14 protein-coding genes, 1 pseudogene and 1 riboswitch are annotated in these 14,543 nt (G+C 40.1%); all 15 genes and pseudogenes read left to right on the forward strand.

The features are described 5' to 3' along the window. Nucleotides 1-74 precede the first annotated feature (74 nt). Nucleotides 75-905, forward strand: coding sequence for a MurR/RpiR family transcriptional regulator (locus AC06OU_RS01240; RefSeq protein ID WP_240949767.1), 831 nt, complete (start codon nucleotides 75-77; stop codon nucleotides 903-905). Between the two features lie 401 nt (nucleotides 906-1,306). Then, nucleotides 1,307-1,852: a DUF2179 domain-containing protein gene (locus tag AC06OU_RS01245; RefSeq protein ID WP_169360544.1), complete on the forward strand. Its 546-nt coding sequence runs from the start codon at nucleotides 1,307-1,309 to the stop codon at nucleotides 1,850-1,852. Beyond that, nucleotides 1,849-2,037 carry an NETI motif-containing protein gene (locus tag AC06OU_RS01250; protein ID WP_475853511.1) on the forward strand — a complete coding sequence of 63 codons (189 nt, stop codon included), beginning with the start codon at nucleotides 1,849-1,851 and terminating at the stop codon, nucleotides 2,035-2,037. Before AC06OU_RS01245 ends, AC06OU_RS01250 begins: the two co-directional genes overlap by 4 nt. A 99-nt stretch (nucleotides 2,038-2,136) precedes the next feature. After that, a riboswitch (purine riboswitch) is annotated at nucleotides 2,137-2,237 on the forward strand. Between the two features lie 140 nt (nucleotides 2,238-2,377). Beyond that, nucleotides 2,378-2,866, forward strand: coding sequence for a 5-(carboxyamino)imidazole ribonucleotide mutase (purE, locus tag AC06OU_RS01255; RefSeq protein ID WP_475853512.1), 489 nt, complete (start codon nucleotides 2,378-2,380; stop codon nucleotides 2,864-2,866). Beyond that, nucleotides 2,863-3,981, forward strand: a complete 1,119-nt coding sequence (purK, locus tag AC06OU_RS01260) for a 5-(carboxyamino)imidazole ribonucleotide synthase (RefSeq protein WP_475853513.1) — start codon at nucleotides 2,863-2,865, stop codon at nucleotides 3,979-3,981. Before purE ends, purK begins: the two co-directional genes overlap by 4 nt. 15 nt (nucleotides 3,982-3,996) lie before the next feature. Further along, complete coding sequence (purB, locus tag AC06OU_RS01265) at nucleotides 3,997-5,295, forward strand: adenylosuccinate lyase (protein WP_251556581.1); 1,299 nt, start codon at nucleotides 3,997-3,999, stop codon at nucleotides 5,293-5,295. Nucleotides 5,296-5,343: 48 nt separating this feature from the next. Then, nucleotides 5,344-6,060, forward strand: a complete 717-nt coding sequence (purC, locus tag AC06OU_RS01270) for a phosphoribosylaminoimidazolesuccinocarboxamide synthase (RefSeq protein WP_475853514.1) — start codon at nucleotides 5,344-5,346, stop codon at nucleotides 6,058-6,060. After that, entirely contained in the window at nucleotides 6,057-6,311 is a 255-nt protein-coding gene (purS, locus tag AC06OU_RS01275; protein WP_169360550.1) for a phosphoribosylformylglycinamidine synthase subunit PurS, read from the forward strand. The genes purC and purS overlap by 4 nt, the downstream gene beginning before the upstream one ends. Next, the gene (purQ, locus tag AC06OU_RS01280) at nucleotides 6,308-6,994 is read left to right on the forward strand and encodes a phosphoribosylformylglycinamidine synthase subunit PurQ (RefSeq protein ID WP_475853515.1); all 687 of its coding nucleotides are present in this window, start codon (nucleotides 6,308-6,310) and stop codon (nucleotides 6,992-6,994) included. Before purS ends, purQ begins: the two co-directional genes overlap by 4 nt. Continuing rightward, complete coding sequence (purL, locus tag AC06OU_RS01285; protein ID WP_475853516.1) at nucleotides 6,978-9,209, forward strand: phosphoribosylformylglycinamidine synthase subunit PurL; 2,232 nt, start codon at nucleotides 6,978-6,980, stop codon at nucleotides 9,207-9,209. The genes purQ and purL overlap by 17 nt, the downstream gene beginning before the upstream one ends. Next, nucleotides 9,185-10,606: an amidophosphoribosyltransferase gene (gene purF / locus AC06OU_RS01290; protein WP_298470737.1), complete on the forward strand. Its 1,422-nt coding sequence runs from the start codon at nucleotides 9,185-9,187 to the stop codon at nucleotides 10,604-10,606. The genes purL and purF overlap by 25 nt, the downstream gene beginning before the upstream one ends. 11 nt (nucleotides 10,607-10,617) lie before the next feature. Further along, on the forward strand, nucleotides 10,618-11,673 hold the full coding sequence (gene purM, locus AC06OU_RS01295; RefSeq protein WP_475853517.1) for a phosphoribosylformylglycinamidine cyclo-ligase: 1,056 nt from the start codon (nucleotides 10,618-10,620) through the stop codon (nucleotides 11,671-11,673). Then, complete coding sequence (gene purN / locus AC06OU_RS01300) at nucleotides 11,673-12,242, forward strand: phosphoribosylglycinamide formyltransferase (protein WP_475853518.1); 570 nt, start codon at nucleotides 11,673-11,675, stop codon at nucleotides 12,240-12,242. The genes purM and purN overlap by 1 nt, the downstream gene beginning before the upstream one ends. Before the next feature lie 394 nt (nucleotides 12,243-12,636). Then, the gene (purH, locus tag AC06OU_RS01305) at nucleotides 12,637-14,172 is read left to right on the forward strand and encodes a bifunctional phosphoribosylaminoimidazolecarboxamide formyltransferase/IMP cyclohydrolase (protein WP_169360556.1); all 1,536 of its coding nucleotides are present in this window, start codon (nucleotides 12,637-12,639) and stop codon (nucleotides 14,170-14,172) included. A gap of 17 nt (nucleotides 14,173-14,189) precedes the next feature. Then, nucleotides 14,190-14,543: pseudogene (locus AC06OU_RS01310) on the forward strand (phosphoribosylamine--glycine ligase); the annotation flags it as partial.

The raw sequence follows: 14,543 nt of genomic DNA on the forward strand, positions 1-14,543 counted from the left end.
TCAAAGAAGTAATAGTATAAAATAGAAGTATATATTTTATATTAACATTTCCTAAGATAAGGACGGTAGAATACATGAAAATGCCTATAATAGAAATAATAAATAGTTACTATCCATCATTGACTAACTCAGAGCAAAAAGTAGCAACATTTGTCCAAGAAAATTTGGGTAAGGTTATTTATTATTCGGTAACAGATTTAGCCGATGAAGCAGGCGTTGGAGAAACTACTGTACTTAGATTTTGTAGGAAGATAGGATTAAAAGGATATCAAGAATTTAAACTAACGATTGCTCAAAACTTGTCTGAGGGTGAAAGAGACAAAGATAACTCGGAAGCATCTAATTTTATCCAATCCATTAGAGGGAATACCATTAAGGCAATAGAAAATACAGCTTCCATGATTATTGAGAACGATTTAGAGGCAGCTATCGAACTATTGAATAAGGCTCGAACCATTAGTTTCTTTGGAGTTGGTACCTCTGGAATAACTGCATTAGACGCAAAAAGTAGATTGTTAAGAATCGGTAGACCTTCAGAAGCAATTACGGATTCACATTTACAAGCTATGTCTGCGGCCACGCTTACTGCAGAGGATGTAGTAGTTGGCCTTAGTATATCTGGAAGTACTAGGGATACATTGGAGGCGCTAGAGATAGCTAAAATGGCTGGAGCAAAAATCATTGCCATTACGTATTATTCACGTTCCCCTATTACTCAATTTGCAGATATTGTCTTACTAGGCGGAGCAAAAGAGTCTCCATTGGAAGGTGGATCATTAACGGCTAAAATTTCTCAGCTTTTTATCGTCGATCTTTTATGCACAGGATTAGCGTTACAATCAAAAGATAAATCACTAGAGATGAAGCAGAAAACCGCAAAGGCTGTTGTAAACAAAATCTATTAATCGTCTTAAGGCTTATGAGATATAGTTAATGGGGGCTCCCGGGTATTAAATTTAATACTAGGGAGTTTATTTCTTTCTGTATAATCTATATAAAATATCATTCAGATAACGAATGTTGTATTGAAAATTCTCCACACGTAACAATCCCATCTTTACCCTCAGAGTTGAAATTTACTCTCATTCAAATTCAAAATGCCCTTCCTTCTTAACCAATCAATAAATGCTCTGTAGTTCCCTTCTTTTTCAACTTTCTACATTAATTGAATACCGGTATATAGAATGAAATCCATTTTACATGTTTCCATACTCCATGCAGGTTCCTTGATTATATATGTTCATAAAGGGTATATATTAGAATATCTTCTACCTATGAGGAACTATTATTTAAAGGAGTTGGAAGAATGTTAGAAAATGCATGGATTATGGTGTTGACTATCTTTGTCATTAACATTGTATACGTTACGTTATCCACTACTAGGATGATTCTTACACTTAAGGGGTATCGATATATTGCTGCATTTATGAGTATTGTAGAGGTCACTGTATATGTAGTAGGGCTTGGCCTAGTGTTAGATAACTTGGATGCTATTCAAAATTTAGTCGCATATGCACTTGGTTTTGGTACAGGAATCATTGTTGGTTCTAAGCTTGAGGAAAAAATGTCTTTAGGATATATTATGGTTAATGCTATTTCTGTAGAAAGTGATGTAAACCAATTATCCAATATTCTCCGAGAAGAGGGGTATGGAGTTACCGATTGGACGGTAAATGGTTTAGCAGGGCATAGACAAGCCCTTCAAATATTAACTCCTAGGAAATATGAGAAAAAGCTATATGATCGATTAAAGGAAATTGATCCGAAAATCTTTATTATTGCACATGAGCCAAAAACCATTCATGGAGGGTTCTGGGTCAAGACAATTAGGAAAGGAAAGCTATTTAGATGAAGCAAGAAACACAATGGTTTGAAGTGCAAGAAAATGAAAGCATTGCAGCCTGTATGGAAAAGATGGCAGAGCAGGGCTTTCAAGTGGTTGGTAGGAGAGAAGAGCCTTTGTTCGCAGAGGTGGATGGACAACCTGTTCCTATCAGGCAAATTATTCAATTAAAAGGTATTAAAGAAAAGAAATAATAGAAAACACATCAAAAACCGAACATTATAGTTTTCTGAAAATTTATTGTTCGCTTTTAGGCGTTGACGTTACTATCTAGACTTGTTAGAATATTAATAGTAATAGAACGATTTAATCCCCATATATGCTAAAGAATTGGCTTTAGCGTTTCTACCAAGTCACCGTAAATGACAGGACTATGAGGGAAAGCGACTTTTGGAAACTGCTAAAAGGGTGTGTTCTTCTATGCATATGCAAGTATCAAACACCCTTACCATGTTCCTCAAGTAAACTGCTTTTCTTCTTAAAGAAAGTAGTTTATTTGAGGAATTTTTTGTTTAAAAGGAAGGGACGAGAATAATGGACGCAAAAATTGGTGTAATTATGGGTAGTTCTAGTGATTGGGAAACGATGAAGCATAGCTGTGAAATATTAGATGAGTTACATATTCCATATGAGAAACAGGTGGTATCTGCACATCGTACTCCTGATCTTATGTTTGAATATGCGGAACAAGCCCGAGGAAGAGGGATTCAGGTAATTATTGCAGGAGCAGGAGGAGCGGCACATTTACCAGGAATGGTGGCGGCAAAGACGACACTTCCGGTTATAGGTGTACCAGTACAATCCAAGGCATTGAATGGATTAGATTCTTTGTTATCAATTGTTCAAATGCCTGGAGGAGTTCCAGTAGCTACGGTGGCAATAGGCAAGGCCGGTGCTATAAATGCCGGTTTACTTGCTGCACAAATTCTTTCCATTCAAAATGATGAAATTGCTATTCGGTTAGAAAATAGAAGAGAAGCAATTAAAAAAAATGTCATAGAAAGTAATGGTGAGCTACGATGAAGACAATCTATCCGGGACAAACAATAGGGATTATTGGCGGGGGACAGCTCGGCAGAATGATGGCCCTTGCAGCCAAGGAAGCGGGATTCAAAGTGGCTGTCCTTGAACCAAAGATGGACTCTCCTTGTGGCCAGATTGCAGATATTCAAATTGTTGCGCCATATAATGATGAGGCAGCTTTAGAAGAGCTTGCCGAAGTTAGTGAAGTTATAACCTATGAATTTGAAAATATAGATTATGAAGGTTTAAAGAGACTTACAGAAATTGCTTATGTTCCTCAAGGAGCGGAGCTTGTAAAAATTACACAAGATCGTATTTTGGAGAAGAGATCGATTCGATTAGCTGGAGTGCCAGTGGCAAAATTTATAGAGGTACAAAGCTTTGAGGAGCTATCATCCAACATAGATAATATCGGCTATCCATGCGTGGTGAAAACTACACGTGGAGGGTATGATGGAAAAGGACAGCAGATTGTTAATAATAAAGAAGAGTTAAAACTAGCTAAGCCTCTTTTTCAACACTCACCATGTATAGCGGAAGCATTTGTACCATTTACTAAAGAAATTTCAGTAATTGTACAAAGAAACGGAAATGGAGAAACGTATTGCTTACCAATCGGAGAAAACATTCATGTGAACCATATTTTACATGAAACTATAGTGCCAGCGAGAATTAGTAAATCTCTATCTCAAAAAGCGGTAGAGGCTGCGGAAGTAATTGCGAACCATTTGAATCTTGTAGGAACGCTTGCTGTAGAAATGTTTGTGCTTGAAGGAGACAAAATATTAATAAATGAGTTAGCTCCTAGACCTCATAATTCAGGTCACTATTCTATAGAAGCTTGTAATGTATCTCAATTCCAACAGCATATAAGAGCTGTGTGTGGTTGGCCTTTAAGACAACCGAAGCTATGGACGAACTCAATTATGGTGAACATACTAGGACAGCATGTTATTCCTGTAACCAACTCGCTCAGCAAGTATCCGAATTGGTCGCTACACTTGTATGGCAAAAGTGAGGCTATGGAAAACAGGAAGATGGGACACGTTACGATTCTTTCGGACGATATTGAGAAAACACTAGTAGAAATCGAACAATCAAAAATTTGGTCTTAATTTGGAGGAATAAAAATGATAGAACGTTATACACGCCCTGAAATGGGAGCGATTTGGACAGAAGAAAACAAATACAATGCCTGGTTAGAGGTAGAAATTTTAGCCTGTGAGGCATGGGCAGAAATAGGTGATATTCCAAAGGAGGATGTCGCACTTCTTCGTAAAAATGCTTCCTTTTCGGTAGACCGTATTTTAGAGATTGAACAAGAGACAAGACATGATGTTGTAGCATTCACTCGTGCAGTATCTGAAACATTAGGAGAAGAGCGTAAATGGGTACATTATGGATTAACTTCTACAGACGTAGTCGATACTGCTCTTTCTTATGTGATTAAACAAGCGAACAGTATACTACGAAAAGACATTCAAAGCTTTATCGAAATCTTAGAAAATAAAGCAAAAGAACATAAATATACGGTAATGATGGGACGTACTCATGGTGTTCATGCAGAGCCGACTACATTCGGTTTAAAGCTAGCACTATGGACAGAAGAAATGAAGCGTAACCTGGAGCGCTTTGAAGCAGCAGCTAAAGTAATTGAGACAGGTAAGATGTCAGGAGCGGTTGGTACGTATGCAAATATCGATCCATTTGTAGAGCAGTACGTATGTGAAAAGCTCGGATTAGCAGCTTCTCCAATCTCTACTCAAACCTTACAGCGTGATCGTCATGCTCAATATTTAAGTGTAATAGCGCTAGTAGCTACTTCTATCGAAAAATTTGCTACAGAGATTCGTGGACTGCAAAAGTCCGAAACTCGTGAAGTAGAAGAGTTTTTCTCAAAAGGACAAAAGGGTTCATCAGCAATGCCACATAAACGTAATCCAATTGGATCTGAAAATATGGTTGGGATGGCAAGACTTATTCGTGGTTATATGATGACTGCCTATGAAAACGTAGCGCTATGGCATGAAAGAGATATCTCTCATTCATCTGCAGAGCGTGTAATCTTACCGGATGCAACCATTGCATTGAACTATATGTTGAATCGTTTTAGTAACATTGTGAAGAACCTTACCGTGTTCCCTGAGAACATGAAACGTAATATGGATTCCACGTTAGGTTTAATATATTCACAGCGAGTTTTACTTGCATTGATCGACAAAGGGCTGGCGCGCGAAACAGCATACGATACGGTACAGCCACTTGCTATGAAGGCATGGGAATCTCAAAAGGCATTCCGTAGCTTTGTGGATGCAGATGAAAAAATTACTTCATTATTAACTAAAGAAGAATTGGATGATTGCTTTGACTACAATTACCACATTCAGCACGTCGATATGATTTTTGACCGCTTAGGCTTAAATAAATAGAGTTAACAAAAACATCAAGACATATCTGATTATATGGGGGAAACTATCGTGATAAAAGGCGATCTATTATACGAAGGTAAAGCAAAAAGATTATATGCAACGGAGAACGAAGAAGTTCTCTACGTTACATATAAGGATAGTGCAACTGCATTTAACGGAGAGAAGAAGGCAGAAATCAATGGTAAGGGCATATTAAATAACAAAATTACTACTATTCTTTTCGAACAGCTAAAGAAGTATGGGATTGAATCTCATTTTATTGAGCAGCTTTCTGAAAATGACCAACTGGTAAAGAAAGTAGAGATTATCCCGCTTGAGGTTGTTGTAAGAAATATAGCTGCCGGAAATCTTTCTAAGAGACTTGGTTTGGAAGAGGGGACCCTTCTAAAACATCCAATTGTTGAGTTTTATCTAAAGGATGACGAGCTTGGTGACCCACTTTTAACAAATGCACATTTAGATTTATTGGAAATTGCTTCTTCTGAAGAAATAGATACGCTTCAAACGATGGCACTTAAGGTTAACCAAGTGCTTCTCCCAATATTCTCTGATATTGGTGTTACTTTAGTAGATTTCAAATTAGAGTTTGGTAAAACAGCTGACGGTTCTATTTTGCTTGCCGATGAAATCTCTCCGGATACTTGTAGGTTATGGGACAAGGAAACAAACCAAAAACTAGATAAAGACGTGTTCAGACGCAATTTAGGAAGCTTAACAGAGGTTTATGAAATTATACTTTCCCGCTTAGGAGGACTATCAAAATGAAAAAAGTTAAAGTATATGTGACACTTCGTGAAAGTGTTTTAGATCCACAGGGGAGCGCAGTAATGGGCGCATTACATTCTATGGAATACAAAGAAGTTACTGACGTACGAATTGGTAAATATCTGGAGCTCCAAATTGAAGAAGGAACACGAGATTTAGATGCGATGATTAGAGAGATGTGTGAAAAGCTGTTAACGAATACAGTAATCGAAGACTATCGTTACGAGGTTGAGGAGGCTGTAAGCAAATGAAGTTCGCAGTCATCGTATTTCCAGGATCCAACTGTGATTTAGATATGTATCATGCGATTAAGGACGAGCTTGGAGAAGAAGTGGAGTATGTTTGGCATGATGAGAAGGATTTAAGTGGATTTGACGCAATTTTATTGCCGGGTGGTTTCTCTTATGGGGACTACCTACGCTGTGGAGCTATTTCTCGATTCTCTAATATTATGTCGGAGGTAGTGAAGGCTGCTGAAGCTGGAAAGCCTGTGCTAGGCGTATGTAATGGATTCCAAGTGCTGACAGAGGCTGGTCTTTTACCTGGAGCTTTATTGCGCAATAAAGACTTGAAGTTTATGTGCCGTACCGTTGATTTAAAGGTAGTAAACAACGAAACCCAATTTACTTCTGCCTATGAGAAGAATGATGTGATTCAAGTCCCGATTGCTCACGGGGAAGGGAATTATTATTGCGATGAGCTAACGCTGTTGTCCTTAAAGGAAAACAACCAAATCGTCTTTACCTATGCTTCTGACAATCCAAATGGAAGTATAGAAGATATCGCAGGCATTGTGAACGAACGAGGTAATGTACTTGGGATGATGCCTCACCCAGAGCGTGCTGTAAGCGAATTGATGGGTGGAAGCGATGGATTAGCATTATTCAAATCTATTTTGAAACAGTGGAGGGAATCTCATGTCAGTCATGCTTGAACCAAATGCGGAGCAGATTAAAGAACAAAAGCTATATGCTCAAATGGGAATGTCCGATGAAGAATTTGCGATGGTGGAAAAAATCCTAGGAAGACTGCCTAATTATACAGAGACCGGTTTATTCTCTGTTATGTGGTCGGAGCACTGCTCTTATAAAAATTCTAAGCCAGTTCTACGTAAATTCCCTACAAAAGGACCTCAGGTTTTACAAGGGCCAGGCGAGGGTGCAGGTATTGTAGACATTGGTGATGGGCAGGCTGTAGTTTTTAAAATGGAATCGCATAACCATCCCTCTGCAATCGAGCCTTATCAAGGAGCCGCAACTGGAGTGGGCGGAATTATTCGAGATGTCTTTTCAATGGGAGCACGTCCAATTGCTATGTTAAATTCTTTGCGATTTGGTGAACTAAAAACACCACGCGTTAAATATTTGTTTGAAGAAGTAGTGGCAGGTATTGCTGGCTATGGTAACTGTATAGGAATTCCAACAGTTGGTGGAGAGATTCAATTTGATGATTGCTATGAGGGTAACCCGCTAGTGAATGCTATGTGCGTAGGCTTAATCAATCATGAGGATATCCAAAAAGGAATTGCAGCTGGTGAAGGTAATACAGTGATGTATGCTGGAGCAAAAACAGGACGTGATGGAATTCATGGTGCGACATTCGCCTCGGAAGAATTGACGGAAGCTTCTGAAGAAAAGCGTCCTGCAGTTCAAGTAGGGGATCCATTTATGGAAAAGCTTTTATTAGAAGCTTGTCTAGAGGTTATTAAATCGGATGCAATTATCGGAATTCAAGACATGGGAGCAGCTGGTTTAACTTCTTCCTCAGCAGAAATGGCTTCAAAAGCTGGGCACGGAGTAGAGATGAACTTAGACTTTGTTCCACAGCGCGAAACTGGTATGACTGCCTATGAAATGATGCTATCCGAATCACAGGAACGCATGCTAATCGTTGTTAAAAAGGGCCGTGAAGAAGAAATCGTTGAGGTTTTTGAAAAGTATGGTCTAGATTGTATTGCTGTAGGTAAGGTTACGAATGACAAAATGCTGCGTCTTGTTCATAAGGGTGAGATTGTAGCAGAGGTTCCAGCAGATGCACTTGCTGAGGAAGCTCCGGTTTATCATAAGCCATCTAAGATTCCTGCTTATTACACAGAGTTCCAAGCTATGGAAAACAAAGAACCTGTAGTAACGAACTATAACGAGACTCTTTTAAAGCTTCTTCAACAGCCGACAATTGCTTCAAAGGAATGGGTTTACGACCAATATGACTATCAGGTTAGAACTAGTACAGTAGTAACTCCTGGTTCTGATGCAGCTGTTGTACGTGTTCGTGGGACAAATAAAGGCCTTGCTATGACGACAGATTGCAACTCCCGCTATATTTATTTAGATCCAGTAGTCGGAGGGAAAATTGCAGTGGCAGAGGCAGCTCGTAATGTCGTGTGTTCAGGTGCTAAGCCACTTGCTATTACTGACTGTCTGAATTTTGGAAACCCGGAAAACCCAGAAATATTCTGGCAGCTAGATCAATCAGCAGAAGGTATAGCTGCTGCTTGTATCGCCTTAGACTCACCGGTAATTGGAGGGAATGTGTCCCTTTATAATGAAAGAAGTGGAACAGCTGTTTATCCAACACCAACCATTGGTCTTGTAGGATTAGTAGAGGATTTGGCTCATGTAACAACTCAATTTGTTAAACAAGCAGGAGATCTCGTTTATTTGATTGGCGACACTAAAACGGAATTTGGTGGCTCGGAGCTACAAAAATTAGTAGAAGGACGTATTTTTGGGCAAGCACCTTCCATCGATTTAGAGGTAGAAGCCACTCGTCAAGAAGCCCTACTCGCAGCTATTAAAGCTGGTCTTATCCAGTCTGCTCATGATATTGCAGAGGGTGGTTTTGCAGTAGCATTAGCTGAAAAAGCATTTGGCGCTAAAGGTCTTGGAGTAGAAGTGACGGTTCAGGGTTCTGCAGTAACGACTTTATTTAGTGAATCGCAATCCCGTTTCATCGTGACGATCAAGCCAGAGGATGCTGCTCAGTTTGAAGCAATTGTAGAAGATGCTGTGAAAATTGGCCAGGTAACTGATACAAATAATCTAGTAATCTCTCAAGAAGACGGAACTACATGGATCAGCGGTTCTGTTGACGAATTCCGTTCCGCTTGGAAAGGAGCCATACCATGCTTGCTGAACTCAGAGGCTTAAATGAAGAATGTGGTGTGTTTGGTATTTGGGGTCACACCCAGCCAGCGGCCATGAGTTATTATGGACTGCATGCATTACAGCACCGAGGACAGGAGGGTGCAGGGATCGTTGTAACCGATGGCAAATCCTTACGCGCGGTAAAAGGCGAAGGCCTTGTGAATGACGTGTTTAATAATGGAAAGCTGGAGCAGCTGGAAGGGCACTCGGCTATTGCTCATGTTCGTTATGCAACAGCAGGAGGATCTGGACTAGAGAATGTACAGCCTTTGCTATTTAATTCCACGACAGGCAGCTTAGCCATTGCGCACAATGGTAACATCGTCAATGCTACTCGTTTGAAGCGTAACCTAGAACAGCAAGGAAGTATTTTTCAAACCACTTCAGATACAGAAGTGCTTGCTCACTTATTAAAGAAGAGTAAACTACCCTCCTTTGAAGAGCGTGCAAAGCAATCACTTCGATTACTAGAAGGAGCCTTTGCCTTCATCATTCTGACCGAGGATGGCATGCTAGTCGCACAGGATCCGCAAGGCATGCGTCCACTTTCCCTAGGGAAATTAGACGATGCTTGGGTAGTAGCTTCTGAAACAAGTGCCTTCGATTTAATCGGAGCAGAGCTAGTACGCTCTATCCATCCAGGAGAGCTTTTAATTATTAATGACGAAGGTTGTCGTTCGGAACGTTATATTGAAAAAAAGGACCGTGCGATATGTACAATGGAGTATGTCTACTTTTCTCGTCCGGACTCTGATATAGATGGCATAAATATTCATATGGCAAGAAAGCGTTTAGGAAAGCAACTAGCAAATGAGGTATTCATCGATGCAGACGTGGTAACAGGTGTCCCAGACTCCAGTATTTCTGCAGCAATAGGATTTTCAGAATCAACGGGTATTCCGTATGAGCTAGGTTTGATCAAAAACCGTTATGTGGGCCGTACGTTTATCCAGCCATCGCAGGACTTACGTGAGCGTGGAGTTAAGATGAAGCTATCACCAGTTCGTCAAGTCGTGAAAGGCAAGCGTGTGGTTATGGTTGATGACTCTATCGTTCGTGGAACTACCTCTAGAAGAATTGTAAATATGCTAAAGGAGGCAGGAGCGACAGAAGTTCACGTAGTTATTAGTTCTCCTCCTTTAAAAAATCCGTGCTTTTATGGGATAGATATTAGTTCTGATTCTGAACTGATTGCAGCAAATAATTCTATTGAAGAAATGCGTGAATTGATTGGTGCAGATTCCCTTTCCTTCTTATCGGTGGAGGGAATGGTAGAAGCGATTGGTAGACCAGACGGTGAAAAAAATTGTGGTCATTGCTTAGCTTGCTTTACTGGAGAATACCCGACAGATATATTTCCAGACACAAAATTACCACATGAAAAAGAGCTTGTTCGATAGGAGGATTATAGATGTCAAAAGCATATGAAAAAGCTGGTGTAAATATTGAAGCTGGCTATGAAGCAGTTGAACGCATGAAATCACATGTCGAACGTACAGCTAGAAAAGGAATCATGGGTACTTTTGGTGGCTTTGGAGGAATGTTCGACTTATCTTCTTTAAATTATAAAGAACCAGTCTTAATCTCTGGGACTGATGGTGTAGGAACAAAGCTTAAGCTTGCCTTTATGATGGACAGTCACGACACAATTGGTATCGATTGTGTTGCTATGTGTGTAAATGACATCGTTGCACAAGGAGCAGAGCCTTTATTTTTCTTAGATTATGTAGCAGTAGGTAAGGCAGTACCGACTCGTATCGAACAAATTGTAAAGGGCGTTGCAGATGGATGTGTTCAGTCTGGTGCAGCCTTAATAGGCGGAGAAACGGCAGAAATGCCAGGGCTTTATGAAGAGAATGAGTACGATTTAGCGGGGTTTGCTGTTGGTGCTTGTGAAAAAGCGAAAATAGTAACAGGTGAGCAGATTAGCGAAGGAGATGTATTAGTTGGTATAGCCTCTAGTGGTGTTCATTCCAATGGATATTCTCTTGTACGTAAAATAGTATTTGAAGAGCAAGGGTATACAGCAGATACGATAGTGGAGGGTTTTGAGGACCTTGGAGAAATTGGCAAGGCTCTCTTAACTCCTACTAAGATTTATGCAAAACCAGTAATGGATTTACATCAACAATTAAACATCCATGGTATGGCGCATGTAACCGGAGGAGGGTTCTATGAAAACCTTCCACGGATGATGCCTGAGGGGTTGGCAACTGAAATAGATCTTGGCTCCTGGGAAGTGCTACCGATATTCCAATTCCTCAAGGAAAAGGGGCAGCTGACTGATAGGGATCTTTACAATGTATTTAATATGGGAATTGGCTTTGTACTAGCTTTGGCTGAGGAAGAGGCAGAAAAGGCGATTGCTATAGCTGAGACTCATGGAGAAAAAGCATACACAATCGGTCGTGTGGTAAAAGGGGAAGGCGTTCTATTCAACGGAACACATGACGGGAGTATAGTGTAATGAGTACAGGCCCAAAGTTTGCCGTCTTTGCTTCAGGAAGCGGCACTAATTTTCAAGCAATCTATGATGCATTTAAGACGGGTAAGCTGGTAGGTGAACCCGTCTTAGTTGTAACAAACAAACCAGATGCATATGTAGTAAAACGTGCAAAGGCAGTAGGAATTGAAACGCTAATATGTAAGCCTTCCGATTTTTCTACAAAGGAAGCTTATGAGCAGGAAATTTTAAACCAATTACAAGAGTTACAGGTAGAATGGCTAGTGCTTGCTGGTTACATGAGATTGGTTGGCAATGTGTTATTGGATGCCTATCCGAATCGTATAGTTAATATTCATCCTTCCTTGTTACCCGCCTTTCCTGGAAAAGACGCTATAGGACAGGCAATGGAGCATGGTGTGAAAGTTACTGGGGTCACCGTGCACTTAGTAGACGCAGGCATGGATACAGGACCAATATTAGCTCAATGTGCTGTAGACGTCGTATGTGATGACCGAAAGAAGACTGAGGAAAGAATCCATGCAGTAGAGCATGAATTATACGTAAAGACCTTGCAACAGCTGTGGAGCTAGCCGACCTTGCTTTCTGCCAGCATAGAGCTTATGGAAAGATAACTTATTTAAAAATTAGGACCAATAGATCACAGATTTGCGCTTTCGGCGGACGCTTTCCGTGGGGTGAGCGATAAGCCATCCCCCGTCGCTTACGCGCGTGGTTGGGATGTCTTATCTGTCTCACTCATCCCACTGGAGTCGCCTCCTACAGCTTTAATCACATGTAGTGCAGGTAGGGAAATTAGAAGGGCAAAGTTAAATTAATCCTTTATTTTATGTTATGCATGAAACTTAACATATTTAACTTTCACTAGAGGGGCTAACGAATAATTTACAATTGCTGTGGAGCTACCCCCGTACTTTTCATTTAAATATTTAATATCGATTTTTCAAAAAATTAGGAGGAATTATTGTGTCTAAACGTGCGTTAATCAGTGTATCTGATAAATCAGGAATTCTTGAGTTTGCAAAAGAGCTGGAACAGCTTGGGTATGAAATTTTATCAACTGGAGGTACCAAATCATTTTTAGAGAAAAATGGAGTTGCTATTACCTCTGTTGACCAAGTAACTAATTTTCCAGAGATTTTGGATGGTCGAGTAAAAACATTAAACCCAATGATTCACGGTGGATTACTAGCAAAGCATGATGATCCCTCTCACCAAGCTCAATTAGAAGAACATAACATAACCCCAATCCAAGTGGTTTGCGTAAACCTTTATCCTTTCCGTGAAACTATTTCAAAACCTGATGTAGCATTTGAAGATGCTATTGAAAACATCGATATTGGTGGACCGTCTATGCTACGCTCAGCAGCTAAAAATCATCAGTATGTAACAGTAGTTACTGATACAACTGATTACGAAGAAGTGTTAAGTCAGCTAAAAGAAACTGGAGAAACTACTATTGAAACACGTCGTAGACTTGCAGCTAAAGTATTCCGTCACACAGCAGCTTATGATGCGTTAATCGCAGATTATATGACAAATCTTACGGGAGAAGAATTCCCTGAGCTATTAACTCTTACATATGAACGTAAGCAAGCTTTACGTTACGGAGAAAATCCTCATCAACAGGCTGCATTCTACAAACGCCCACTTGGTTCTGATTTCTCGATCGCATCTGCTAAGCAATTACACGGTAAGGAGCTTTCTTATAACAATATCCAAGATGCAAATGCTGCTATCCAAATTGTTAAGGAATTTGAATTACCAGCTGCAGTTGCTGTGAAGCATATGAATCCATGTGGAGTAGGTACAGGAAACACAATCTCCGAGGCATTCCAAAAAGCTTATGAAGCAGATTCTACATCTATTTTTGGAGGAATTGTGGCTTTAAACCGTGAAGTGGATGCTACTACTGCTAAAACATTAGCAGGCATTTTCTTAGAGATTATTATTGCTCCGTCCTTCTCCGAGGAAGCCATTGCAATGCTAACTGCTAAGAAGAACATTCGTCTTTTAACTATTTCCTATGAGCAAACGAAAAAAGACAAATGGAATACGGTCTCAGTAGAGGGTGGATTATTAATACAATCTCCAGATACTTACGGGTTAAAAGATGCAGATGTTCGAGTAGTTACAGAACGTCAGCCTACAGAGGAAGAATGGAAATCGATGACATTGGGATGGAATGTAGTAAAGCATGTTAAATCTAACGCCATCGTGGTAGCGAATGAAGAGATGACAGTAGGTGTAGGAGCAGGCCAGATGAACCGTGTAGGATCTGCTAAAATCGCTCTTGAACAAGCAGGTGATCTTGCAAAAGGAGCTAGTCTTGCATCAGATGCTTTCTTCCCTATGAATGATACGGTAGAGGCAGCTGCCAAAGCTGGTGTTACAGCAATTATTCAAACTGGTGGATCTGTGAAAGACCAAGATTCAATTGATAAAGCAAACGAGTATGGAATTGCGATGGTATTTACTGGCGTGCGCCATTTTAAACATTAAGGAGGCTTCCCACATTCATGAATATTCTTGTTATTGGTAGTGGAGGGAGAGAGCATGCAATTGCTAAGCAGTTCCATCTATCTCCGTCTGTTCAGAAAGTATTTGTAGCACCTGGGAACTCTGGGATGGAAAAGGACGTTCAGATTGTTCCAATTGATGCATTAGCTTTTGACGAGTTAGCCAAGTTTGCAAAAGAAAACAACATCGATTTAACGTTTGTTGGACCAGAACAACCGCTTGCAGAAGGGATTGTAGATTTCTTCGAAGCTCAAGGCTTACGTATATTTGGCCCAACTAAGGCTGCTGCAAAAATTGAAGGAAGTAAAACTTTTGCAAAAGAATTAATGGACAAATATAAAATTCCGACAGCT

It is taken from the genome of Psychrobacillus sp. (assembly GCF_056205495.1).

Excerpts from the sequence above, each read along its gene's own strand:
- AC06OU_RS01240 (WP_240949767.1), top strand. The coding sequence starts at position 75 with ATGAAAATGCCTATAATAGAAATAATAAATAGTTACTATCCATCATTG.
- AC06OU_RS01245 (WP_169360544.1), top strand. The coding sequence starts at position 1,307 with ATGTTAGAAAATGCATGGATTATGGTGTTGACTATCTTTGTCATTAAC.
- AC06OU_RS01250 (WP_475853511.1), top strand. The coding sequence starts at position 1,849 with ATGAAGCAAGAAACACAATGGTTTGAAGTGCAAGAAAATGAAAGCATT.
- purE (WP_475853512.1), top strand. The coding sequence starts at position 2,378 with ATGGACGCAAAAATTGGTGTAATTATGGGTAGTTCTAGTGATTGGGAA.
- purK (WP_475853513.1), top strand. The coding sequence starts at position 2,863 with ATGAAGACAATCTATCCGGGACAAACAATAGGGATTATTGGCGGGGGA.
- purB (WP_251556581.1), top strand. The coding sequence starts at position 3,997 with ATGATAGAACGTTATACACGCCCTGAAATGGGAGCGATTTGGACAGAA.
- purS (WP_169360550.1), top strand. The coding sequence starts at position 6,057 with ATGAAAAAAGTTAAAGTATATGTGACACTTCGTGAAAGTGTTTTAGAT.
- purQ (WP_475853515.1), top strand. The coding sequence starts at position 6,308 with ATGAAGTTCGCAGTCATCGTATTTCCAGGATCCAACTGTGATTTAGAT.
- purL (WP_475853516.1), top strand. The coding sequence starts at position 6,978 with ATGTCAGTCATGCTTGAACCAAATGCGGAGCAGATTAAAGAACAAAAG.
- purF (WP_298470737.1), top strand. The coding sequence starts at position 9,185 with ATGCTTGCTGAACTCAGAGGCTTAAATGAAGAATGTGGTGTGTTTGGT.
- purM (WP_475853517.1), top strand. The coding sequence starts at position 10,618 with ATGTCAAAAGCATATGAAAAAGCTGGTGTAAATATTGAAGCTGGCTAT.
- purN (WP_475853518.1), top strand. The coding sequence starts at position 11,673 with ATGAGTACAGGCCCAAAGTTTGCCGTCTTTGCTTCAGGAAGCGGCACT.